The organism is Marinomonas sp. TI.3.20 (genome assembly GCF_038155025.1).
Lineage (GTDB): Bacteria > Pseudomonadota > Gammaproteobacteria > Pseudomonadales > Marinomonadaceae > Marinomonas > Marinomonas flavescens.
Genome location: NZ_JBAKAS010000004.1, coordinates 56,262 through 80,146, shown reverse-complemented (window position 1 = coordinate 80,146; position 23,885 = coordinate 56,262). Strand labels below are relative to the sequence as shown.

The following is a 23,885-nucleotide window of genomic DNA, read 5'->3' as shown; positions in this document are numbered from 1 at the left end:
CGTTGCATAAAACAAAGCCAGGTCTCATGCCTGGCTTTGTTGTTTTTAATTGACGTAAATGCCAATACATTCAAAGGCCGGTCTGCGTGGAGGTGGCGAATGCCTATGTGCAGCCGATTATCAGTGGTAAGCGCTAGAAGAGTGTGATGCTTCTTCTTCACTTCTTCTGCGCCTTTTTTGCAGTGCTGCATTTATTCTTGTTAGCTGAATTTAAGAATAAAATTCTGTTATTCGCTTTTAACCTCTTCAAGTTTTTCACTCGCTTCTAAGGCGTCTTTTTTACGTTCTCCGCGACGATATCCGAGGACTAAGAGACAAGGTGTCAGTATCAGCGTTAATGGTGTGGCGAATGTCAGCCCACCGGCGATGGCGGTAGAAAGTTGCGTCCACCATTGCGCTGATGGCGCGCCAACACTGATAGATTGATGAATTAGGTCGATATTGAGCTGAAACACCATAGGAACGAGTCCTAAAATAGTGGTAATCGTGGTGAGCATGACCGGGCGCAAGCGTTGTACGCCGGTACGAATAGCGGCTTCTCGAACCTTCATGCCTTGTGCTCTGAGATTGTTAAAAGTATCGATTAGAACAATATTGTTATTCACCACTATGCCAGCTAAGGCGATAACACCGACGCCACTCATGACCACGCCAAAAGGCTGGCCTTTCATCATCAAACCAATGAAGACACCAATGGTAGAGAAGATGACGGCGCTTAGAATGAGTGCGCATTGGAAGAAGTTATTAAATTGCGTAACCAAAATGATCGCCATAATAAAGAAGGCAACAAAAAAAGCTTTGATCAGGAAGTCGGTCGACTTTTGCTGGTTCTCTGTGTTGCCTCTAAATTGATAGGTAATCGCGCTTGGAAGCTCTTTGTCTAACTTCGCTTTTATGGTTTTGATAACGTCGTTGACCACCACGCCATCTTTCACATTGGCGTCAATCGTGACGGTTTTTTTGCCATCTGTTCGATTGATGACACCTTGCTTAGGTGCTGCGTAGCGATGGATGAAGTTGCTGGCTGGAATAGGGCCTTTGTTGGATGGAATCTGTATTTGGTCTAGTTGTTCTAAACTTCGATTGTTAACGGGATAGCGCAAAACAATATCAATTTTGTCATTTGCGCCTTCTGGTAAAAAATCGCTCAGTTTTAATCCGTTGGTGACCAGCTTTACCACACTTCCAAGCGTGTTTACATCAACGCCATAGCGGCTGGCTTTGGCTCTGTCTACTTCAAGGCGCCATTCGATACCGGGAAGCGATCTATCATCGTCTACTGAAATGATCGAATCCTGTTGTCTTAATTGTTCGGCGATCATGTCGGCTGCATCGTTCAGAGGTTTAGAATAATCTGAACTCAACTCTAATTGTATGTCTGAACCCGATTGCGGGCCGCCTTGTTGAATCTCGGATGTGACTAGGATGCCAGGGATTTGTTTTGTTTTCTCGCGAATCTGTTCAAGTATGACGCTGGCGGGTTCACGCTGTGACCAGTCAATAAACTCCATAGAAATTTTGCCGATGCTGTCTGGCGCATCTTTATTGCTGGGGGTAGCAAATGTTGTAGCTATCAGAGATTTAAGGTTTGGATTGCCAATAAGTAGCTTTTCAACTTTATGCACCAAAACATCTTTTTCCTGTAAGGATAAGTTGCCTCGAGCATGGATCTCTAAATTAGCCACTTCGGGTTCTATGCTTGGGAAGAATTCGACGCCTTTGCCATAAAGACTATAGGTAACCTGAACGGCGATTAGTAACGTAATGACAAACATTAAAACCCAAATTGGTATGTTGACTAAGCGAGTAAGTACGCGACTGTACCAGCCAGTAACCCCTTTGAGATTTGTTAGGTCGCCATTTTCAGCAAGGCGTAATGAAAGTAGGGTGGCGTCACTGTAATTGCCTTTTTTACCGATTAAAGAGCCTAATGTAGGAAGCACAATGAGCGCCATCACTAGAGATGCTGTGAGTGTAGCGATAACCGTAATAGGCAGATAACGCATAAATTCACCGACCGTATCTGGCCAGAATAGTAATGGCATAAACACGGCCAAGGTGGTTGCCGTCGATGCGATAATAGGCCATGCCATGCGTTTTGCGGCTTCGCTATAGGCTTCTTTTTTAGGGGCGCCTTCGGCAAGCTTGCGATCGGCGTATTCAGTCACAACAATGGCACCATCGACGAGCATGCCGACACTTAATATTAGCGCAAAAAGTACCACCATATTAATGGTGTAGCCCTGAATGTTAAGCAATAAAATGCCCGCTAGAAAGGCGCCGGGAATGGCTAATCCGACTAATATTGAGCTGCGGATACCAAGCGCCCAGACAATGACAATCATGACTAATAACGTTGCTGTTATCACATTATTAAATAAGTCATTAAGCGACGTTTTAATATTGCTTGATTCGTCTTGGGTGATTGTGTAATTAACCCCTTGAGGCCACTGAGTACTGTCTTTTTTAACCAAGGCTTTGACAGCATCAATCGTGTCTATGATGTTAGCGCCAACCCGTTTTGAGACCGCGAGTGAAATGCTATTTTTGCCATCAACTCTGGCGTAGCTTGTGGGATCTTCAAAGGTTAATTCACCGTTTGCTATATCCCCTAATTTAACGACGTTGTCACCATCTACCTTGATGGGTAAATTAAGAATATCTTCTTTATTTTTGAGTAGACCCGGGACTTTAATAGGGAAGCGGCCTGCACCAGTATCTAGGTTGCCTGCTGCTACTAATTGGTTGTTACCTGAGACAAAGTTAGCCACATCGGTGAGGTTTAAATTGTACGAGTCTAATTGATCAGCGCGGATAATTATTTGCGCTTGCTGATCGCGATCGCCACTGATCGCCGCTTCGAGTACGCCATTAGTCGCTTCAATTTTGTCTTGCAAGTCATTGGCGACTTTGCTTAATGTAGTAAAGCCTACATCACCAGATAAATTGATGCGTAGTACAGGGAAGGTAGAGAGATTTATTTCTGTTACGGTTGGTTCGTCAGCGCCTTGAGGAAGGTCGCTTTTAGCGCGGTTAATTTTTTCTTGAGTGTCGATGATTGCTTGATCGATATTTGTCCCTTGGTCAAACTCTAAAATGATTGATGCGTGGTTTTCAGAGGCAACAGAGCTGATTTTTTTAAGGTTATCTAGGCCCTTCAGTTCTTTTTCCAAAGGGTGGACTAGCAAACTGTCCGCATCTTCTGGTGAAATGCCGTCTAAAGTAACAGACACGTAAGCCATAGGGATGGTGATGTCTGGTGTGCTTTCTTTAGCGATTTCAATGTAAGACACCGCTCCAGCAATCAATACGAGACTAAACAATAATAGTACCGTTCGTGATCGAGCTAAAGCCGCTTCTATTAATTTTTTCATTTAAAAATCCTTATTAATAGTGGGCTTCAACAGTGTCGCCAGCGGAAACAAAACCTTGTCCGACCGTGATCAAGTTGACAGTGTCTGGCAGGCCAGTTACCCAGACATTGTCTCGTCCAGATTTGACAATATTGACTGGTAAAATGGTCACTTGATTACGGTCGTTCAATACTTTTACAGCGGTATGTCCATTGTCATCTAGGGTAAGTAGGGCGGGTGAAAAGGCTTGAGCTTTTTGCTTGGTAAGCGTGAAATCTACGTCAGCGGTTAATCCTGTTGGGATCTTATGTGTAGGGTTGTGTATTGATAACTCGACGCTAATGGCGCGGCTCTCTTGATTTGCTTCTGCACTAATATAAGACACACTGCCAGTGGTCTCAAAACCAGATTCTAAGCGAACTTTCCCCAGCGTTCCTATTTTGATTTGTTGTATTTTGTTTTGTGGAATAGACACTTGAATGCGCAGCGGGTCTAAAGAAATGAGTGAGCCAATCGGTGTGTCCTCACCCACTATTTGTCCTTGCTTTACCGTTAATGTGTTCAGTGTGCCAGTAAAAGGTGTGGTAACCGTGGCGTTTTCTAAATGGATTTCCAGTGTCTTTAGATTGCTTTGTGCGGCCGCGAGGTTAGTTTTGGCTTCGGCTAATTTAACATTAGAGGCTAAGTTCTTGGCTTTCAGTTTTGTCAGGCCGTCTAGTTCTATACTTCTTTGTTGTGTTAGTAGCGTTGCTTCTTTTATTTGCGATTTAAGTGCTCGAGTATCAATTTGCAAAATTGGCTCGCCCTTCTTCAAAAAGTCGCCTTTATCAGCATACAGCGCAACAATTTTCCCTTTATAGCTATTGGTTAACATAAGGGTTTTGTCGGCAAGGGTTTGTCCCGAAAGGGTAAGGTGTAACTCGGTCATTTGCGCGTGAATGGTTTTGGCTTGAACCGAATACTGTTGAGTGCTTAGGGATTTGTTGGCATTGCTGTTTAGCGCATTCTCTTTAGGGCTGCTGTCTTCTGAGCTTTTTGTTGAGCTGGGATCATCATGTTGGGCTGTGGTGATGCCATGGCCACCTGCAATCATCCATAAAACAGCGGCAACGGTTATCGTGATCGCAAAAATTGGACCTGCTTTGTTTTTAAGCTCCATTAACCGCTCCCTAGTAGGTTGGTTTATATTGTTCTTATGTTGTATGTCGTTATCAAGTTTGTGTCAATTATATGCACAATTGAAGGGCGATAAAATGATCCTTGTTTGCTTATCTAAGCATATTGTTCGTGATTATGTAGATGGATACCAATGTATGGGCTTTTTTCTCTTTTTAATTAATGGTTTTTGTCAGTTTTTGGATTACAGTTTCTTTGTTTCGCTAAACCTTCGTTAGGAAGGGTGATATTATACGCGCACAAAATTTACCCTCTTTTTTTATTTGGATAGATATGAGTCTATTGTCGTTAGAACAGGTCAGTGTTGCATTCGGGCATAATCCGCTGCTGTCAAAAATTAGTTTTGCTGCTGAAGCCGGCGAACGTGTTGCTATCATCGGTCGTAATGGTGCTGGTAAATCTACGTTATTAAAAATTATTTCAGGCGAACAGGTTGCTGATGAAGGCATGGTTCGAATCGAAGGCGGTATGCGTGTTGCGCAGCTTCCTCAAGAACTTCCTGATGCCAACAACAAAACTGTACGTGAAGTAGTGAGTGAAGGCGCAGGTAAAGCTCATAACCTAATGAAACGTTACTTTGCGTTGTTAGAAGATTTTGAAAATGACCACGCTAATGAACTTGGTGATATTCAAACGGAGCTGGATAAGATTCAAGGCTGGGATCTTGAGCAACGTGTGAATCACATGATTCAGCGTTTAAAACTTCCTGCAGACAAGTTAATGTCTGAATTGTCTGGTGGGTGGCGTCGTCGTGTTATTTTGGCTCAAGCTTTGGTATCAAATCCAGACGTGCTTTTGCTCGACGAACCAACAAACCATTTGGACGTTCCTACTATCGAGTGGATGGAGCAGCAGCTTCAGCAATTCCGTGGTTTGATTTTGTTTATTACCCATGACCGTCGTTTCCTTGAGAAACTAGCCAATCGTATTATCGAATTGGATCGTGGTAACTTAATTTCTTTTAGTGGCAACATTAACGAATTTCTTGTCTTCAAAGAAAAACTTTTAGAAGAAGAAGAACGTGCCAATGCGTTGTTTGATAAGCGTTTGGCAGAAGAAGAAGTCTGGATTCGCCAAGGTATTAAAGCACGTCGCACCCGTAACGAAGGTCGAGTACGAGCGCTAAAAGCGTTGCGTGTTGAACGTTCTGAGCGTATTGGCCGTCAAGGCAACGCTAAAATGACGATTGAGTCGAAAGAAAGCTCCGGCAAATTGGTAGCAGAGTTCACACAAGTGGCCCATTCGTTTGAAGACAAAGTGATTCTTCGCCCAATGGATTTGATCGTCAATCGTGGAGATCGGATTGGACTGATCGGACCAAATGGTTGCGGTAAAAGTACTTTTCTAAAAATCCTGTTAGGCGATTTAAAAGCAGATTCAGGTACAGTGCGCCAAGGTACTAAGCTAAACGTGGCGTATTTTGATCAGCTGCGTGAGCAATTAGACCCTGAACAAACGGTTGCTGAGAACGTCGGTGAAGGCAAAGATACCATTGAGATTAATGGTCAGACTAAGCATGTTATTGGTTATCTTGGTGATTTCTTGTTCCCGCCTGAGCGCGCTCGTACGCCAGTAAAAGCCTTGTCAGGTGGTGAGCGTAACCGTGTGTTACTTGCCAAATTATTTACCAAACCTGCGAACCTTCTCGTAATGGATGAGCCAACCAACGACCTTGATGTGGAAACATTAGAGTTGTTAGAAGAGCTGCTATTAAATTACGACGGCACCTTGCTATTAGTAAGCCATGACCGTGCATTTTTGGACAGTGTTGTGACCAGCGTAATTGCCTTTGAAGGTGAAGGCCGTGTACGTGAATACGTCGGTGGTTACCAAGATTGGATTCGTCAAGGTGGTAAATTCCCAACAGAATCTACATCGCAAACCAACGAAACGAAACCTGCCAAAATTGAAATCAAAAAAGAAGCGGTGGCCGTGGCCGCTAAGCCGAAAGCAAAGCTGAGCTATAAAATACAGCGCGAATTTGATTTGATGCCAGAAGTGATTGCTAAGTTAGAGCAAGAAATTGCCGCTTTGCATCAAATCACTAGCGCTGCAGATTTTTATGCCGGTGATGCGAAGCAGGTTCAAAAGACCTTAGCGAAAGTCACTACTAAAGAACACGAACTTGAGACAACCATGGAGCGTTGGCTTGAGTTAGAAGAAATGCAGAATGGGTAGATTATGAGCCAAAAAATCACATCAATCTCTTTTATACCGCGCTTCTTTGGCGCGTTTGGTCAGTTTTTTAAATACATGGGCAGTGGCGATTACGCTGCCCGTTGTTCTGCTGTAGGTAAGGGTGAAGTGCTGGCCTTTGAAGCAGAGCCCACTGTAATAACCAAAGAAATTGAAGTCATTCGTGAAGTCGAAGTGGCTGCGCCAGTATTGGCCACCGTCAATGAGGACGGTGCTCACCAACTGTTGCAATTATTACAACACGAAGCACGTTTTATCGATTTTATTCAAGAAAGTATCGATGGCTATGACGACGCCGAGGTTGGCGCGGCGGCGCGCCAAATTCATGCCGGTTGCTCTAAAGTGATTAACCAGCACTTTACTATCGACGTTGTTAACACAGCACCAGAGAACAGCCGTGTTGAGGTAGCGTCTGACTACGACGCTAAGCAGATCAAGCTAGAAGGTCGTGTTGAAGGTACTGGCCCGTATGCTGGTACCTTAATTCATCCTGGTTGGAAAGTGACAAAAACTCAGCTTCCAAAAGTCAGCAGCACCGACAATCTAACCATCTTGGCGCCCGCTGAAATAGAGGTTTAACTATGAGCGATTATTTTATTGGTATCGATTTAGGTACCACGCATTCGGCTGTCTTCTATTCTGAATCAAAACAAGAAAACGCAACGCCTGAGATTAAACAACTCAGTATCCCGCAATTTACCGCGGCAGGACAAATAACAGAACAGCCTTTATTGCCATCTTTTGTTTACTTTCCTCATGCGACCGAATTTTTAGAAAGCGATTTGCAGCTGCCTTGGGGTAGAGCAAATTCCATCGTTGGTCAATTGGCTCGTGAGTTGGGTGCGAAATCTTCTGGGCGCTTGGTTCAAAGTGCGAAAAGTTGGTTGTGCCATTCACGAGTGGGTGCTGATGAAGCTATTTTACCGGTCGACGCGTTAGAAGAGGTCTCAAAAGTCTCGCCAGCGCAGATCACGGAAACATTATTATCTCATCTTGTACATGCTTGGACGCTGGCGTTTCCAAATGCCCCCATTGCTGAGCAAGATGTGGTTATTACTGTGCCAGCCTCATTTGATCCAGCCGCGCGTGCCATTACTGAGCAAGCGGCGGAACGTGTAGGTTTGCGTGCACGATTGATTGAAGAGCCTTTGGCTGCGTTTTATGCGTGGTTAGCTGACCAAGAAACTTGGGGTGATGCCTTACACGTCGATGAGCACATTTTAGTGGTTGATGTGGGTGGTGGTACTACCGATTTATCCTTGATTCAAGCGGTTGAGCAAGATGGAACGTTAGGGTTAGAGCGTGTTGCTGTTGGTCGTCATATTCTTCTTGGTGGCGATAACATGGATATGACGCTGACTTATCATTTGGCCGGTCAGCTTGCACAAAGTGGAACGACCCTAGAGCCGTGGCAAATTTCTGGTTTAACTCAAGCGTGCCGTGAAGCGAAAGAGAGGTTGCTGTCTAACGCAGACTTGAATGATGTGAGTGTTGTCGTACCCAGTCGCGGACGTAGCCTGTTCAATAACAGCATCAAAACAACCTTGACTCAAAACGATGTTCAGCAGCTATTGTTGCAAGGCTTCTTTCCAGAAGTGACGTTTGGTGAGCAAGCTCATAAAGCTCCACGTAGTGGTATCAGTACCATTAATTTGGATTATGAAAGTGATCCTGCAATTACTCGCCATATTAGTGAGTTCTTGGCACAGCATAATGCTAAACCAACAAAAATCCTGCTCAATGGCGGTGTATTTAATGCCAGCTTGATTCGCAGCACGATAGAAACTCGACTGCGCGCCATGTTAGAGGGTGTTGAGCTGACTATGTTGGCACCGTCACACCTTGATCATGCGGTGGCGAAAGGAGCAACCTATTATGCCTTGGTGCAAGCTGAAGGTGGGGTAAAAGTAAAAAGTGGCTTAGCGGCGAATTATTATATTGGTGTCGCTAGCCCAATGCCTGCTATTCCAGGAATGGCGCCACCAGTGGATGCTGTTTGTGTGGCACCATTTGGTTTGGATGAAGGTTCAGAAGAGCAAATGTTACCGAATGAGTTCTCGCTTGTCGTGGGTGAATCGGTGACCTTCCGTTTCTTCCAGTCGCAAGGCAATCAAGTAGATTCAGTGGGTAAGGTGATTTCTTCTTTTGCGCTTGGTCAGCTTATTGAATTGAATCCCATTAGTATTCAATTGGATGCGGGTCATTATCAAGAAGGTGAAATGGTTCGAGTGTATCTAACCGCTCGTGTCACGGAGTTAGGATTGCTTTTATTGCAAGCTCACGATACGAAATCGAATCTAAACTGGACGATTGAGTTTCAAGTCAGGGAGGCGTAAATGCCAGAGTCAGTTTTTCGAGTTGGGATTGATTTAGGTACGACCAATTGCGTCGTATCCTATTTATCGAATGATGGAGGTGAGCCGACTCTATTGCCAATTCCGCAAGTCATGTCAGATGGTTCTGTGCAAGAGTTTACCTTCTTGCCAAGCGCTATCTATCTATTGGCGGCGGATGAAAAGCTGGACCCGGTACTGCCTTGGCGTAATGGCGATAAAGGGCGTGTCGTTGGTGTGGGCGCGTTAGCGCTTGGTCAGCGTCGTGCCGGACAATTAGTGCAGAGCGCAAAAAGTTGGTTGAGTCATCGCCAAGTAGATCGTCGTTCTGCCATTCTTCCTTGGGCAAGCGAATTTGCTAAAAAAATAAGCCCATTGGAAGCCAGCCAAGTGTTGCTAATGCACATCAAGCAAAGCTGGAATTATACGTTTCCTGATGCGCCTCTAGAAAAGCAAAAAGTTGCTTTGACCTTGCCAGCCTCTTTTGATGAAGAGGCGCGTGCTTTAACCCTTGAGGCAGCAAAAAATGCAGGTCTCGATGATTTGTACTTGCTGGAAGAGCCGCAAGCTGCTTGCTATCACTATATTAACGACGATGTGAAACTGGCGGCATTAGCAAATAAAAAAATGCTCTTAGTGGTTGATATTGGTGGTGGCACTAGCGATTTTAGCTTGGTTTCTGTTCAGCCGACTACGTCCGCTAATAAGAGTGTGTCACTAAAGCGTATAGCGGTAGGCGAACACTTATTATTAGGTGGTGATAATTTAGATCAGGCGTTGGCTTTTCAGCTTGATCCTAAGCAAATTTCCGCATTGTCTGCGACGCGGCTTGCTGCGTTAGTACAGCAAACGCGTCAAGCCAAAGAGACATTGCTCGGTGAAGCTGCCCCAGATCGTGTCAGTATTACAGTGCTGGGCGGCGGCAGTCGTTTGATTGGTGGTTCACAGAAATTTTCCGTGTCACGTAATGCGTTACTTGAACAAATTCAAAGCGGCTTTTTCCCATTGGTAGACCAGAATACTAAGGTGCAAAAAAGCGCTTACGCCATGCATACTTTGGGCTTGCCGTATGAGTCAGATCCGGCATTTACCCGGCATTTGGCCGCATTTCTTTATACTCATCAAGAGGCTATTCAACAAGCCACTGGTAACATTATGCCAGACGCTGTTTTGTTTAATGGTGGATTGTTTAATAGCCCGCTGTTAAAAGCGCAGCTATTAGACCAGCTTAATGCTTGGTCTGACACGCCGTTATTAGCCTGTGTTGCTGATGAACCAAATGATGCCGTTGCGAAAGGCGCTGCTCTTTATTTGAGTGCGTTAGTGGGTGAGGGTGCACGAATCGAAAGTGGTGTCGCACATGCTTTATATCTGCAAGTAGGTGACGATCAGTTCGTGGGTATTCTGCCAAAAGACACGCTGAAAGGAGAAACCTTAACCCTAGAACAAGATTTTTTTGTCACCCTAGGTCAACAGGTTCAATTTCCCCTTTATCGTTCAGATGATCATATCGACTGTATTGTAGGCAAAGTACGGCAGCACGAAGGGTTGCATTATATTTCCACCTTGTCGACTGAACTGGATGCTTCAATTGATGCGAATGAAGCCGTTGTTAATTTGGCCGTGCAAATGACGGAAGTGGGCGTGTTGCAAGTCTCCTTGAAAAGCAAGAATGAGCGCGATCAGTGGCGTTTGCTTTTCTCTACGCAGTCTAACGCCTCGCCAGCTAACGCATCAGCTGAGAGTGTCAAGACTAGCACCGGCTTATTGCCCGCCAATATGGGCCAAGCCGAAGAACATTTGACTAACTGTTTCTCTAGCGCTGGGCAAAAACAAGTACCCGATCTAGTGAAGTCCCTTAAGCAGGATTTAGATTCGCTTTTGGGTAGTCGTGACCATTGGAACCTTGCTACCTCGCGACGCCTAGTTGATAAGCTATTGAGCTTGAAATCAGGTCGAATGAAAAGCGCTCAACATGAACGTCAATGGTTGCAACTGATTGGTTATTGTTTGCGTCCTGGTTATGGCGCAGAGGAAGATCTTGCTCGAGTACAGCAAGTGATTAATCTTACCAAGGCAGGTACTCAGCATGATGCTGCGGCTGTTTGGGGGCAATATTGGACGCTGTATCGACGTATTGCTGGTGGTTTATCTGTTGAGCAGCAAACCCTTTTATTTAAACAATTTAGCCAATTTTATTCACCGTCGGGACAGCGTTCTCGTGAAAAAATGAAGGCGTTATTAACCCGTTCTAGTGATGATTTGATTCGTCTTGTCGGTGCCCTAGAGAAGTTAGAACAAGCCGACAAACTGACTGCGATAGAGTGGTTGTTGAAGCGGCTGTCAAAATCCTCAGAGCCTGATACCGCTTGGTGGACATTGGGACGGATTGCTTCACGCCATTTATTGAGTGGGGAGCAGGAAGCTCGTATTCCTGAAGACGCACTGTATCCTCTATTAGACGCAGCTCTAAAAGAGGATTGGAAAAAACGTAAGCAGGCTGGGCTTGCCGCGGTACTTATGAGCCAAATGAATCAGGATGAATCAGCATCGCTTAAAGATTATCGTAAGAAAATTGGCAAAAAGTTAGTAAAAGACAAATGTCCGGCTCAATGGTTAGAGCGTCTTGAAAGCCAAGTAGAGATCAATAGTAATGAGCTGAATGCCCTTGTTGGTGAAAGTTTGCCGATAGGGTTACGTTTATAGCGTTATCAGACTTGATCTGAGCATCGTACTTGCTTCAATTATCTAAACGGAAATAAAGAACACCCAGTGATATTTTACTGGGTGTTTTTTTATGTCTGGAAAAGCCTATATTCGGGTTGGTCTTAATCGAATGAAAAACCAAATAAATTAATATCTGTTTTATATGGAACTTCCACTGGATTGTCCTGGAGTTCATTAATTCGGCCCATGTAGGTCGACATCTTGTGAGCATTAAGATTTTGTTCGTTAGGAATAGACGTGGTGAATTTTGTCGCTCTTAGGGCGCTTTTTATACCATTGGTTTCAGCGTATTTTTTATCTCCCATTAAAATAACTTCTTGTCCCATATGCCAGAAAATGTCTAAGTCTTTTATTTGTAATGGGCTGATTGGTGGTACTAAAGGCACAATGTCGTGCAGTGTAACAACACGAATCAAGGGTAAGTTACTGAATTTATTGGCTCCCGTCACATTGGTGACTTTGGGTTGTCCAAAGGTGATCAACTGAGTGACTTGGTAATGGTCGTGTTGTAAATACATACCTAAGATAACGGCAATCGCACCACCTAAACTATGTCCAGTGATGTGTATTGCTTCATCTTTTTTAAGATAGGGTTTCATGTTTTCGTAAACGGCTCTCGCGGCAGAAGCAAAGCCTTGGTGCAGTTTAATGTCTAAGATGGGATCAGGTTGTAACGATACCGTTAAATCTACAATGGCGTTTTCTAGGTTAGCGGTGCCTCGGATGGCAATGGTTTGTACTCCGTCCTTCTGGCTTAAGAAATAACTGACTTGAGAGGCAGGTATCAAAGATTGATGAACCAGCTCCTGCCCTTGTTGGTTCAGCCTATCTTTAAGTGTGTCGGCAGTTAGGTAAGTATCGTCAGATAATTTTGCTTGCGCTTTAATAAGGGTAAAATTTTGCGCGGCAATGGCGGACTGGAAGGGGGCGATCAAGAAAATGACACTGAGAATAAGAAATTTTTTAAACATGTTGGTGTAGGCGGCTTACTGATTGAAGAGCGCAGAGAGTACTAAAAAATGACATTTTCTAACAGTAAAAATCCTTTTGTCAGTCGTGTTTTACGGTTGAGCGCAAGTTTTGTGCGATCTAGAAACCTTGATCTGCCCTTAACGGCAGATCAAGGTTTTAGGATAACGATGATAATCTTATAAGCTGTTCTTATATTTCAACATATAAGTCACTTTTCCCTTTTTAGGGTTGAGTAGTTTATTCAGTCCTTTTTTGTTAAAGGCCGTAAACTGTCCCATTTCTTTGGTTGTTTTTCCTGAGCCGCCAACATTATCGCTTTTCATATTTATAAGGTAATGGCTGACGTCTGTGATAGCTTGGCGGTACCCTTTGGCAGAAGTTAGGTCATAATGGTTTAGATCAATGCCTTTGCGGACTTCTTTAGACCAATAAAATTCAAGAAACGGTACTGGAGATTTAGGCTTGTTCCAGCCTACGTCGCGAGAGTAGTACATAAGGGAGCGGTATTTATCATTTTCAAAATTGGCCATTCCCAAAGAAGTAGGAAGCTGCTGATAGGTAATAGCGTGCCCGGTACTGTTTTGTAGCCATGTATTTCCGTCTATTACCATGGCTTTCCAAAATGCTGCCATGGTAGGTAATGCTCGATAATCTTTAGCAACGACAACATTGACCTTAAATTGCTTTCCACCATCTTTCATTTGCCAGAAGGCGTTAAATGTATGATGTCCATCTGTAAGATAATATTGGCCATTTGGCGCAATCACTATGGTTTTCATATCTTTCTTTTCTGTGCCCACGGCCTCGTCACATTGAAAGCTGCTAGGAATGTTGGGCATAGAACTTGAGGTAAAATGAGATAAACCTTTTTGACCATTTGCTTCACAGATTTCATCAAATTGTTTCTTAGGGTCTGCTTGGAAGCGTCCTAATTTGTAATAAACTTGGTCGTAACCAATAGCAGGTTGGGTAGGGTGCAAAGTACTAAGAGGGACAAGTGCTATGCTGCCTACTTTTAGGTCGTTGGCATTGACGATATTAGATATAAGCAGTAACAATGAGAAAAGTGGCAGTATTAGCGCTTTGCATTTCATGGCGTGTTTCCTTAGTACGTCTTTGAAAAAAAGCAGTTTACAACGCTTGTGTTACATTTGTATGTGAAGATTAATGTTTATTAATCAATAATCTTCAGTTAGGGCCAAGTAATAGGATGCTGACTTTAGATTGAATTATTTTTTTATAGTGGAAAAGTTTTATTTTCAATGTGGAGAGTCGTTTTAACGTTTGATGTCACCTCGAAAGCACTAAAACCAAACAAGCAAATATTATATAATTTACGAGATTGTTTTGAGCTACAATCGTACAATATCCCCATTCACCTATAAGGACGATTAGATGGATAATGTGACTGGTTACAGTAGACTAAAGATAGGATTAGTTTCGGTTATAATTAGTTTTATTTGTCTTCTTGTGTTTTTGTTCCTCTACTCTTTGGTTGAAATGTCCAGATTTCAGCTGGGGCTCTCCATCGTTGCTCTTGTGTTTATTTCAGGTGGGATCACTTCTGTTTTTTTACACAAAATATTTATGAAAAACATGGATCTCATTACCAATGTTATTCATGAGATGGAAGACATTGTTACCGTTAAGGAATACAACGGAGATTATGTTTTTTGCAATAAAAGACTAGCCTATTTATACGGCAGTACACCTGATGAAATGATAGGTAAAAACGATTATTTTTTTGATCGGCATAGAGATCAAGCGGATGCTTTTTTGGAGAGTTTGCAGTCTGTTATCAATAAGTTTGAAAAAGAAACCGTTAGTGAGTCTTTGTACAATATTGATACCGGTAGAAAGCAACACCTTTGCTCCACTAAAATTCCATTCAGAGATACTCAAAACAACCTTAAAGTTGCTATCGTTGCTAAAGATGTTACTGATATCACACAACTGAAAGAAGATGCCGATAGAGATAAAAGACGCCTTGAACATGCCTTAGATGTGTCTGAGGAAGGCTTGTGGGAATGGGATGTTCACACCAATCAAGTGCTTCACAATGCGCGATGGGACCTGATTACGGGTGTTGGATCGAGCCAAGAAACCTTTAAAGAGTTTGAAGCCTGTATTTTACCTGAAGACCGAGTGGCAGTGGTTCAGGCATTGGATTTGTTATTGAAGACGAGCCAGCCATATAGTATTGAGTTTCGTATAAAACGGCCTGATGGGAAAGTAATATGGGTTTGGGATCGTGGCCGTGTGGCTGAGTTTGATAGTAATGGTGATCCAACTTGGTTGGTGGGTATTATTCTAGATATCACCACAGAAAAATATAACCAACAGAAAATTGAACGTCTTGCTTATTATGATGGACTGACAGGTCTTGTAAATCGTACCCAACTGGAAATTGAGTTGGAAAAGACCCTCTTATTAAGTAAACAAGAGGATTGCTATAGTGCTGTTTTGTTCTTAGATCTTAATCGTTTTAAATTGCTAAATGATAGTTATGGGCATCATATGGGTGATAAATTGCTCAAAATGGTCGCCACTCGCTTGTTAGGTGTAAGCAAAGAGACAATGATTACCTCTCGTTTTGGTGGTGATGAATTTGTCATTATCTATCCGCTAATTGATTCAGATAAAGAAGCATCGACGATTGAAGCTCAGAAGCATGCGGATTCGTTAATTAAAGAAGTATCAAAAACGTTTACAATAGAAAATGACCATCATGATGTGTCTGTTGATTACGATATTTCTATTAGTGTTGGCGGAATAGTCTTTAAAAGCAATGATGTGACTGCTGGTGCATTGCTACAATTGGCGGATCTTGCGTTGTACCGTGCTAAATCAAGTAGCAGTAAACATGCTCTATTATTTGATATTGATATGAAAGATGATCTGACGCATATAAGTCAACTTAATAAGGACATGCGACAGTCTGTTCTTGATCATGATTTCATTATTTATCTTCAACCTAAGGTCAACAAAGAGGCGGTATTAATAGGAGCTGAAGCTTTGGTTCGTTGGCAGCATCCAGTACGAGGGTTATTGCCTCCGGTTGCTTTTATGGATCAAGCGGAAGAAAGTAATCTGATTATTAATATTGGCGAGCAAGTTCTTATGCAGGCCTGCGAACAGCTACAGAAGTGGCAACAGTCCTCAAGTACCCAAATGTTAACTATGTCAGTGAATTTAAGCGCCAAGCAAATCTGGCAAAGCCAATTTGTTGATGATTTCATGGCGACGGTTTGCGCCTATGATATTGATAAAAGCAAACTCATTGTTGAGGTTACCGAGACGGTTTTGCTTCAAGATATCAATGACGCGACGGATAAAATGAATAGATTAAAGTCTCATGGTATTGCCATTTCTTTGGATGACTTTGGTACGGGTTATTCATCACTTAGTTATTTACATCGACTGCCGATTGATGAGCTTAAAATAGATCGTTCTTTTATTAAAGATTTGGCAGGAGGTGAGCAAATTCGCTTAATGGTTAAGTCGATAGTGGATCTAGCGGATAATTTTGGTGTGAGTGTGGTGGCAGAAGGAGTGGAAACCAATGAGCAATTTGAGTTGTTAAAGCAGCATGATGTTTATGGTTATCAAGGATATTATTTTAGTAAACCTATTTCGCTGACAGAATTTGATCTTCGCTATCAGGGTTAGTTTTTTGCATAATTTGAACTAGTGGTCAGTTTGGGTTGTTTTTTCTTTGAGCTTGCTTAATAGCAGCGGTAAGTAAATGCCTTGATTTATGCCTTCCTTAACAAATATTAGATTGGTACTATGCTCAGCCCAATTTAGCGGGTAGATAGTTAAGTATAGCCTCATTAAAATCAATCAGAAGCTAGTTTTATTTTGTTAAAACATGCCAAACATCAAGATTTCTTATTTTTTGTCTATGCATTCTAGTTTTCAGTGGCTATCTCTTTTTAAAACCTAAGATATGAGTTCTTCATGAATACCGATTTTTCTATTCTCTCGACGTTTTTATTGTTCCTGTTTGTTATTGACCCTTTTGGTAACATTCCGATTCTACTGTCCGTGATGAAAGGCGTTCCACAGAAGCGTCAATATGCAATCGTTGCACGCGATGGTGTGATTGGTTTGGTTATTTTGGTGGCGTTCTTATATTTCGGTGCGCAATTTATGCAGCTGTTGCATTTGGAAACAGAGTCTATCTCTATTGCGGGTGGGGTGGTCTTGTTTGTGATTGCGCTTAAAATGATTTTCCCATCGGTCATGGCGAAAGAAAAAAACGCCGTGATCGAACCCTTCATCGTGCCCATTTCTATTCCTATGTTGGCTGGACCATCAACGCTGGCGACCTTGTTAGTCATGGTGAAAAGTTATCCAAGTGATCACGGTGGGTTGTTGGTCTCTGTTGTTTGTGCGTGGGGTGTGTCTGTTTTCGTTTTAATGATGGCGCCAATGCTGAATAGGTTATTGAAAGAAAAAGGGCTAGCTGCATTAGAACGCTTAATGGGGATGCTATTGTTGATGATGTCTGTTCAGATGATTGTTAATGGCGTACGTAGTCTGTTCACACACACGCTTAGTGCATTAAGTTAGCGAATAGAGCGGCTTTTTCTTATGGATGCTCGTAAAAAAACGCCCAATTCATCACTGAATTGGGCGTTTTAATTGTGTTTTAAACCGCTAACTAGTTGAGCATGTTACGCAGTACGTATTGCAAAATACCTCCGTGATTGTAGTAGTCCCACTCTTTTGGTGTATCAATGCGCACATCAACAAGAATATCTGTTTGCTTACCGTTATTGTCGGTGGCCACTAGGGTGACTTGCGTTGCTTTGTTGGTCAGACCCTTGATATCAAATTGCTCTTGTCCTGTTAAGCCTAATGACTCATGGCTTTCACCGTCTTTAAATTGTAAGGGTAGAATCCCCATGCCAATTAAATTAGAACGATGGATGCGCTCATAACTTTGTGCAATGACCACTTTCACGCCCAATAATAAAGAGCCTTTTGCTGCCCAGTCACGAGAGGAACCAGTACCGTATTCTTTACCAGCAAGAATGATAAGCGGAATGTTATTGCTTTGGTATTCCATAGCGGCATCATAAATAGTCGCCAGTTCATCATTAGGTTGTGTGCGGGTAACGCCGCCTTCTGTGCCAGGAGCAAGTAAGTTTTGCAGCCTGACGTTGGCAAAAGTGCCGCGCATCATTACTTCGTGGTTACCACGACGAGATCCGTAAGAGTTAAACTGTGATTTTTCTACGCCATGTTCTTGTAGATACAAGCCTGCTGGAGCGTCTACTTTAATGGCGCCGGCTGGCGAGATGTGATCAGTGGTCACTGAATCCCCCAGTTTTGCCAAACAGCGAGCACCTTCTATGGTAGGAATCCCTGGTGGCGTTTTGGTCATGCCATCAAAAAAGGGCGCTTTTTTGATGTAAGTGGATGCCGTATTCCAATCATAAAGTTTGCCATCGGGGATTTGAATTGTTTGCCAATGCTCATCGCCTTGGTAAACATTAGCATAGCTTTTTTCAAACATGTCTTGGGTGACCGTCACCTTAACCAGATCGCTTACTTCTTTGGCGCTTGGCCAGATATCTTTAAGATAAATGTCACGGCCTTGTGGATCTTGTGTGAGCGGTTCGTTGTAAACATCTATGTCAGTACGACCGGCAATTGCATAGGCAACAACCAGTGGTGGTGAGGCCAAGAAGTTCATTTTTACATCTTGATGAATGCGTCCCTCAAAGTTACGGTTGCCCGATAAAATGGAACTTACAATGAGTTGATGTTTTTGTATCGCCTCAGATATTTCATCGCCTAATGGTCCTGAGTTGCCGATACATGTGGTGCAGCCATAACCTACGAGATTAAAGCCAAGGCTGTCTAAGTCCTCCAATAACCCTGCTTTTTTTAAATAGTCTGTTACAACTTTGGAGCCGGGCGCGAGAGACGTTTTTACCCAAGGTTTTGTATTGATGCCTAATGCTTTGGCTTTTTTAGCAACCAGCCCAGCCGCCATAATAACGCTCGGATTTGAGGTGTTCGTACAGCTTGTAATCGCGGCAATAACACAAGCACCATCGTTTAGCTCAAACTCTTGGCCTTTAAAGGTGACGTTGGCGGCCCCCATGAATTGCGCTTCATCTATTGGCTCTTCTGGGTTGGTGATAGGCCCTTCACTGTCAATGAGCGTTATGGCGTCACCGTTATGGGCACGGCGAGCGATTCGTTCGTCTTGAAAGGTTTTTAAGTGGTTACGAATGACGCTTCCGGCTTCATTAAGCGGTATTCTATCTTGAGGTCTTTTAGGGCCTGCAAGGCTTGGCACGACATTATTAAGTGTAAACTCAAGCTCATCGGTATAGTCTGCTTCGTCTCCCTTGTTTCGCCACAGTCCTTGGTGTTTTGCATAGTGCTCAATCAGTTGAATCTGTTCTTCATCACGATTGGTTAAACGGAGGTAATTAATGGTTTCATCATCGATTGGAAAAATACCGCACGTAGCACCGTATTCTGGTGCCATGTTGGCAATTGTCGCTCTATCCGCTAGTGGTAAGTCAGCCAAACCATCGCCGTAGAATTCGACGAACTTGCCTACAACCCCATAATTTCTGAGCATTTCCGTCACCGCTAATACTAAATCTGTCGCGGTGGTTCCTTCTGGCAATCGGCCTGTTAATTTCACACCAACAACTTGCGGGATGAGTAAGCTAATAGGTTGCCCCAGCATGGCAGCTTCGGCTTCAATGCCACCAACACCCCAGCCGAGTACCCCCAAACCATTGATCATGGTGGTATGGGAGTCTGTCCCAACCAGGGTGTCAGGGTAGGCGACCTTTTGGCCATTTTTGTCTTCATTAAAGACAACGCGTGCCAAATATTCTAAATTTACTTGGTGAACAATGCCGGTTGCTGGCGGCACAACTTTTAAATTATCAAAGGCGGTTTGACCCCAACGCAGAAATTCGTAGCGCTCTTTATTGCGTTCATATTCGAGTTTTGCATTTAAATCGAAAGCCCCATTGCTGCCATAGCCATCCACTTGTACTGAGTGGTCAATCACTAATTCGGCGGGCGACAGTGGGTTGATTTTGGCGGGGTCTCCACCCAGCTTTTCCATTGCATCGCGCATCGCCGCTAAATCAACGATAGCAGGTACGCCAGTGAAATCTTGCATAACAACGCGCGCGGGAGTGAAGGCAACTTCGGCTGTGGGGGTTGCTTTGGAATCCCAGTCTAATAAGGCTTGAATATCTTGTTTTTTGATATTAACGCCATCTTCATTGCGCAGTAGATTTTCAAGCAAGATTTTTAAAGAAAAAGGTAAGCGACTGGCTTTCTGGCCAAGCCCTTTTAAAGAATGAATATGATATTGCTCACTGTTAACAGCGAGAGAGTATTGGGTGTCGAAACTATTGTTCATCATGTGCCCCTTTAATAATTAAATTGAGTTGTAAGGATTTACCTCTGTTAGTGATGTTGAAAAGTTCATACCTCGTTGTCGTACTTAGTATGAACGCAGTTAACTAGCACATTGCAGATAGCGTGCTGAGTTCTAATCTTTATAACGAAAGCTTTATAACGAAAACTTTATAATGAAAAATGCTATTTACGACTTTGGCATTGCAAGCGGTTGTTTAGCAACTGCAATCCCATTTAAATCACAATATATATAGTCGCCTTGCATCACGGTTATGCCTGCAAAGTGAAGCGTTTTACCAACGTCTCCTAAGCCACGTTTTTCAGTTGGTACCGGGTGTGCGTTCAAAGCGTGAATACCGAGATTGACTTGAGATTGGGCGGCGACATCACGAATTGCGCCATTAATGACAATCCCTTCCCAGCCATTTTTCGCGGCTTTATCTGCCAGCATGTCACCCAGTAATGCTCGACGAACGCTGCCTCCGCCGTCGATAACTAACACCTTACCTTTGCCTTGAGTGGCGACGAGCTCTCGAACGCGGCTGTTATCTTCAAAGCAAGATATGGTGACAACTTCTCCATAGAAATGGGATTTTTTGCCATAGGATTTGAAAATTGGATCAGCAATCTGAAGATGTTCACGGTAGAGATCGCATAAGTCGGGGAGAATATCTATCACAAGGGCTCCAGTTAGAGTCAGAAAAGGTAAAGTTAATCATTAACAATTAATCTCTTCTGACTCTAAATAGGATACCTTAGTAGTGCCAGTTTCTTGTCTTTATACTCATCATTTTATTGACCTATAACAGTGTCAAGAAACCTTACTCTTGGGTGCTATCTGGAATGTCTGCGGGATCTATCAATCCGTGTTCAACCGCAATCTGCAACAATTGAATGATAATTTCATCAGGTGGTAGTAAGTGTAGGGGCGTGGTTAGACCTTGCTCTGCCAGTGAATCGTTTAGTGACACGCCGCGCTCATCGAACCAAGAATGAATACTCAGTATTTCAAAGCTCGGATCTAAGTTTTTGATGTTATAAGTGGCTTCTACCAGTAGGCTTAACTCATCAGGGTCAAGTCCATAAATAACGTCAGTATCGAATTCATTGGTCCACTCAACCAATATGTCGCTGGCTTCAAAGCCGAATTCGTACAGTTGATTTTCATCAAGGTTTAGGGCGTTCGCATCGATATGATGATTTTCTAACCATTCGTCATCAGGAATCACAAGCACTTCTTTCACTTGTGCTTCTGGCGTTGACCAAGTAAATAAAAGAGGAAAAGCGGGCTCGTCAGATGAATTGGCGACAGCCGTCATGAATATAGGTAAACTTGCCATATATAGAACCAATGTTTGATTTTTAAGGAATAAAGAATGACCAGCCGAATCAAGATCAGTAGTGCGTTTGATGGCGGTAACATCTTTGTTATTGAAGCCTCGGATCCGGACAATATTAGAGTAAAAATCCCCAATGATACAAACTCTAAATTCCTCCAGTGGTTTTATTTTCGATTACAAGGCGGAATGGGCGAAAGTTGCGTAATTCAATTCGAGAACGCGAGTGATGCTGCGTACCCAGAAGGTTGGGTTGATTATCAAGCGGTCGCTTCCTACGACAGGGAATACTGGTTTCGTGTTCCTACTGAGTATATTGATGGCAAACTGGTAATTAACCACCAGCCAGAGCAAGACAGCGTTTACTATGCGTATTTTGCGCCATACAGCTATGAGCGTCATTTAGACATGATGGCGTGGGCGGCAAGCAATGAAGACTGTATTACTCATCATCTAGGTGAAACCGCTGAAGGGCGAGATATCACCATGCTGGAAATCAGTAAAACCCAAGGTTTAGCGAAAAACATTTGGATTACCGCTCGTCAGCATCCAGGTGAAACCATGGCAGAATGGTTTATTGAGGGATTATTAGAGCGATTGTTTGACGAATCTCACCCTATTTCACGCGCCTTGTTGGAAAAATGTCGATTCCATATTGTACCCAATATGAATCCAGATGGTGCCGTTCATGGCAATTTACGGGTAAATTCAAAAGGTGTGAATTTAAACCGTGAGTGGAAAAATCCGACGAAAGAATTCAGCCCAGAAGTATTAGCAGTTCAAACTAAGATGGCTGAAACTGGGGTAGACATGTTTTTAGACATTCATGGCGACGAAGCCTTGCCAGTGAATTTTGTGGATGGTTGCCAAGGTGTGCCTTCGTTTGATGCTCGCATGGAAGCAATGGAAACCTTGTTCAAAGACATGTTCGTGGCAGTGAGCCCAGATTTTCAAACTGACATTGGTTATGCGCCAGATCAGTTTGGCGAGGCTAATCTAACCGTAGCGACCAAATGGGTTGGTGAGACCTATAATTGCCTTTCTTTTACCTTAGAAATGCCATTTAAAGATAACCAGAATTTACCTGATGAGATTGTAGGTTGGTCGCCTGAACGTGCAAAAATATTAGGCGCGGATGCCTTGTATCCTATCTACCATGTGCTTAATAGCAAATATATGAAAGTCGATAGTGAGTAATGGATTCTCTTGAAATACTGAAACAGACAATGCGTCAATTTGCCGAGGAGCGAGAGTGGGATCAATTCCACTCTCCGAAAAACCTTTCTATGGCGCTCGCAGGGGAAACCGCAGAATTATTAGATTGTTTTCGCTGGCTCACGGAAGAGGCGTCTTACCAATTAGACGAGTCACAAACCCAAGCGGTAAAAGAAGAGCTGGCAGATGTTTTGCTCTTTACCGTGCGCTTGGCAGACAAGTTGAATATTGATTTAATGGCGGCGGCGGAGCAGAAAATCGAGAAAAACGCACGCCATTATCCAATAGACAAAGTAAAAGGCAGTGCGAAAAAGTACAATCAGTATTAGCGACTGTAATTGGCTCTATAGAGTGAATTATTGCTAGCAGTATTTCGTTAACTGGATTAGCATCAGCGGCGAAAATATCGCCTTAGAATGCGATTGATTGGCACCGTAATAGGTGATTAGCATGGTGCCAAAAAAGATAAAACTTACCTATTTAATAACATGACAGTTTAGGATGTAGAAAATGCCAAAGGCGAGTGACATTAAAAAGAATATGGCCATCGAATACGACGGCAAAACGTACATTGTGAGAGACATTGAGCGTTCTGTACCACAAGGTCGTGCTGGTGGCAGTCTTTACCGCATGCGTATGTATGATGTTGTGACGGATCGCAAAATTGATGAAACATTTAAAGATTCAGATATGCTGAATCTTGCAGATTTAGTACGTCGTCCGGTTATGTTTTCTTATGCCGATGGCGAAGAATGCGTTTTCATGGACAACGAAGACTACACACCTTACAGCTTGAACAAATCGTCAATCGAAGAAGAATTGCTGTTCATCAATGAAGCCACAGCAGGCATTCAAATTGTCTTGGTTGATGACGTACCTGTTACCTTGGAATTGCCGACTAACGTTGAGCTAGAAGTCATTGAAACAGATCCTTCTATTAAAGGTGCTTCTGCAACGTCTCGTAACAAACCTGCGAAGCTTGCTACTGGTGCGATCATTCAAGTGCCTGAGCATATTTCGACAGGTGATAAGATCAAAGTGAACGTTGAAGAACGTAAATTCGCTGGTCGTGCTGAGAAGTAATTCTTTTTGTGCACAGTCTGAATAGCTCTGATAAAACGCAGCCTAGGTTGCGTTTTTTTATGGGCGCTATTTCACTATCAGAG

16 protein-coding genes are annotated in these 23,885 nt (G+C 43.2%); 9 read left to right on the top strand and 7 right to left on the bottom strand.

Annotated features, from left to right (window positions below):
• Nucleotides 1-227: 227 nt before the first annotated feature.
• Together V6259_RS06110 and V6259_RS06105 are read right to left on the bottom strand one after the other, a co-directional pair.
• Complete coding sequence (locus tag V6259_RS06110) at nt 228-3,374, bottom strand: efflux RND transporter permease subunit (RefSeq protein ID WP_341583748.1); 3,147 nt, start codon at nt 3,372-3,374, stop codon at nt 228-230.
• A gap of 13 nt (nt 3,375-3,387) precedes the next feature.
• A complete protein-coding gene (locus tag V6259_RS06105) occupies nt 3,388-4,512 on the bottom strand; it encodes an efflux RND transporter periplasmic adaptor subunit (protein WP_341583747.1) in 1,125 nt (374 codons plus the stop codon).
• Between the two features lie 290 nt (nt 4,513-4,802).
• On the opposite strand from V6259_RS06105, the gene V6259_RS06100 reads away from it, so the two are divergent.
• From V6259_RS06100 to V6259_RS06085, 4 genes are read left to right on the top strand one after another with little or no spacing between them, the layout of a single operon-like run.
• On the top strand, nt 4,803-6,707 hold the full coding sequence (locus V6259_RS06100) for an ATP-binding cassette domain-containing protein (RefSeq protein WP_341583746.1): 1,905 nt from the start codon (nt 4,803-4,805) through the stop codon (nt 6,705-6,707).
• A 3-nt stretch (nt 6,708-6,710) separates the two neighbouring features.
• Nucleotides 6,711-7,304, top strand: a complete 594-nt coding sequence (locus V6259_RS06095; protein WP_133011410.1) for a DUF2760 domain-containing protein — start codon at nt 6,711-6,713, stop codon at nt 7,302-7,304.
• Nucleotides 7,305-7,306: 2 nt separating this feature from the next.
• On the top strand, nt 7,307-9,061 hold the full coding sequence (locus V6259_RS06090; RefSeq protein WP_341583745.1) for an Hsp70 family protein: 1,755 nt from the start codon (nt 7,307-7,309) through the stop codon (nt 9,059-9,061).
• Nucleotides 9,062-11,764 (top strand): hsp70 family protein, encoded by a 2,703-nt coding sequence (locus tag V6259_RS06085; protein WP_341583744.1) that lies wholly within the window; start codon nt 9,062-9,064, stop codon nt 11,762-11,764. It abuts the gene before it with no gap.
• Nucleotides 11,765-11,886: 122 nt separating this feature from the next.
• Here V6259_RS06085 and V6259_RS06080 read toward each other — a convergent pair whose 3' ends face one another.
• Both V6259_RS06080 and V6259_RS06075 read right to left on the bottom strand, forming a co-directional pair.
• A complete protein-coding gene (locus tag V6259_RS06080) occupies nt 11,887-12,756 on the bottom strand; it encodes a lipase family protein (protein WP_133011413.1) in 870 nt (289 codons plus the stop codon).
• A gap of 177 nt (nt 12,757-12,933) precedes the next feature.
• Nucleotides 12,934-13,851 (bottom strand): ParB/Srx family N-terminal domain-containing protein, encoded by a 918-nt coding sequence (locus V6259_RS06075; protein ID WP_341583742.1) that lies wholly within the window; start codon nt 13,849-13,851, stop codon nt 12,934-12,936.
• Nucleotides 13,852-14,257: 406 nt separating this feature from the next.
• Here V6259_RS06075 and V6259_RS06070 point away from each other — a divergent pair, with 406 nt between their 5' ends.
• Nucleotides 14,258-16,426: an EAL domain-containing protein gene (locus V6259_RS06070; RefSeq protein ID WP_341583741.1), complete on the top strand. Its 2,169-nt coding sequence runs from the start codon at nt 14,258-14,260 to the stop codon at nt 16,424-16,426.
• A gap of 291 nt (nt 16,427-16,717) precedes the next feature.
• The gene (locus V6259_RS06065) at nt 16,718-17,332 is read left to right on the top strand and encodes a MarC family protein (protein WP_341583740.1); all 615 of its coding nucleotides are present in this window, start codon (nt 16,718-16,720) and stop codon (nt 17,330-17,332) included.
• Between the two features lie 91 nt (nt 17,333-17,423).
• Here the strand turns inward: V6259_RS06065 and acnA are convergent, their stop codons facing one another.
• The 3 genes from acnA to V6259_RS06050 form a co-directional block, all read right to left on the bottom strand.
• Nucleotides 17,424-20,168, bottom strand: a complete 2,745-nt coding sequence (gene acnA / locus V6259_RS06060; RefSeq protein ID WP_341583915.1) for an aconitate hydratase AcnA — start codon at nt 20,166-20,168, stop codon at nt 17,424-17,426.
• A gap of 186 nt (nt 20,169-20,354) precedes the next feature.
• The gene (locus V6259_RS06055) at nt 20,355-20,846 is read right to left on the bottom strand and encodes a putative 4-hydroxy-4-methyl-2-oxoglutarate aldolase (protein ID WP_133011418.1); all 492 of its coding nucleotides are present in this window, start codon (nt 20,844-20,846) and stop codon (nt 20,355-20,357) included.
• A 142-nt stretch (nt 20,847-20,988) separates the two neighbouring features.
• The gene (locus tag V6259_RS06050) at nt 20,989-21,507 is read right to left on the bottom strand and encodes a hypothetical protein (RefSeq protein ID WP_133011419.1); all 519 of its coding nucleotides are present in this window, start codon (nt 21,505-21,507) and stop codon (nt 20,989-20,991) included.
• A gap of 36 nt (nt 21,508-21,543) precedes the next feature.
• Between V6259_RS06050 and V6259_RS06045 the strand changes: the two genes are divergently transcribed.
• From V6259_RS06045 to efpL, 3 genes are all read left to right on the top strand, one after another.
• Nucleotides 21,544-22,701, top strand: a complete 1,158-nt coding sequence (locus V6259_RS06045; RefSeq protein ID WP_133011420.1) for a M14 family metallopeptidase — start codon at nt 21,544-21,546, stop codon at nt 22,699-22,701.
• Entirely contained in the window at nt 22,701-23,048 is a 348-nt protein-coding gene (locus V6259_RS06040; RefSeq protein ID WP_341583739.1) for a nucleotide pyrophosphohydrolase, read from the top strand. The genes V6259_RS06045 and V6259_RS06040 overlap by 1 nt, the downstream gene beginning before the upstream one ends.
• Nucleotides 23,049-23,229: 181 nt before the next feature.
• Nucleotides 23,230-23,802: an elongation factor P-like protein EfpL gene (efpL, locus tag V6259_RS06035; RefSeq protein ID WP_341583738.1), complete on the top strand. Its 573-nt coding sequence runs from the start codon at nt 23,230-23,232 to the stop codon at nt 23,800-23,802.
• Nucleotides 23,803-23,885 lie beyond the last annotated feature (83 nt).

What these genes read in the sequence shown, in the direction of transcription:
- V6259_RS06110 (WP_341583748.1), bottom strand. Translation starts at nt 3,374, where the DNA reads ATGAAAAAATTAATAGAAGCGGCTTTAGCTCGATCACGAACGGTACTA.
- V6259_RS06105 (WP_341583747.1), bottom strand. Translation starts at nt 4,512, where the DNA reads ATGGAGCTTAAAAACAAAGCAGGTCCAATTTTTGCGATCACGATAACC.
- V6259_RS06100 (WP_341583746.1), top strand. Translation starts at nt 4,803, where the DNA reads ATGAGTCTATTGTCGTTAGAACAGGTCAGTGTTGCATTCGGGCATAAT.
- V6259_RS06095 (WP_133011410.1), top strand. Translation starts at nt 6,711, where the DNA reads ATGAGCCAAAAAATCACATCAATCTCTTTTATACCGCGCTTCTTTGGC.
- V6259_RS06090 (WP_341583745.1), top strand. Translation starts at nt 7,307, where the DNA reads ATGAGCGATTATTTTATTGGTATCGATTTAGGTACCACGCATTCGGCT.
- V6259_RS06085 (WP_341583744.1), top strand. Translation starts at nt 9,062, where the DNA reads ATGCCAGAGTCAGTTTTTCGAGTTGGGATTGATTTAGGTACGACCAAT.
- V6259_RS06080 (WP_133011413.1), bottom strand. Translation starts at nt 12,756, where the DNA reads ATGTTTAAAAAATTTCTTATTCTCAGTGTCATTTTCTTGATCGCCCCC.
- V6259_RS06075 (WP_341583742.1), bottom strand. Translation starts at nt 13,851, where the DNA reads ATGAAATGCAAAGCGCTAATACTGCCACTTTTCTCATTGTTACTGCTT.
- V6259_RS06070 (WP_341583741.1), top strand. Translation starts at nt 14,258, where the DNA reads ATGTCCAGATTTCAGCTGGGGCTCTCCATCGTTGCTCTTGTGTTTATT.
- V6259_RS06065 (WP_341583740.1), top strand. Translation starts at nt 16,718, where the DNA reads ATGAATACCGATTTTTCTATTCTCTCGACGTTTTTATTGTTCCTGTTT.
- acnA (WP_341583915.1), bottom strand. Translation starts at nt 20,168, where the DNA reads ATGAACAATAGTTTCGACACCCAATACTCTCTCGCTGTTAACAGTGAG.
- V6259_RS06050 (WP_133011419.1), bottom strand. Translation starts at nt 21,507, where the DNA reads ATGGCAAGTTTACCTATATTCATGACGGCTGTCGCCAATTCATCTGAC.
- V6259_RS06045 (WP_133011420.1), top strand. Translation starts at nt 21,544, where the DNA reads ATGACCAGCCGAATCAAGATCAGTAGTGCGTTTGATGGCGGTAACATC.
- V6259_RS06040 (WP_341583739.1), top strand. Translation starts at nt 22,701, where the DNA reads ATGGATTCTCTTGAAATACTGAAACAGACAATGCGTCAATTTGCCGAG.
- efpL (WP_341583738.1), top strand. Translation starts at nt 23,230, where the DNA reads ATGCCAAAGGCGAGTGACATTAAAAAGAATATGGCCATCGAATACGAC.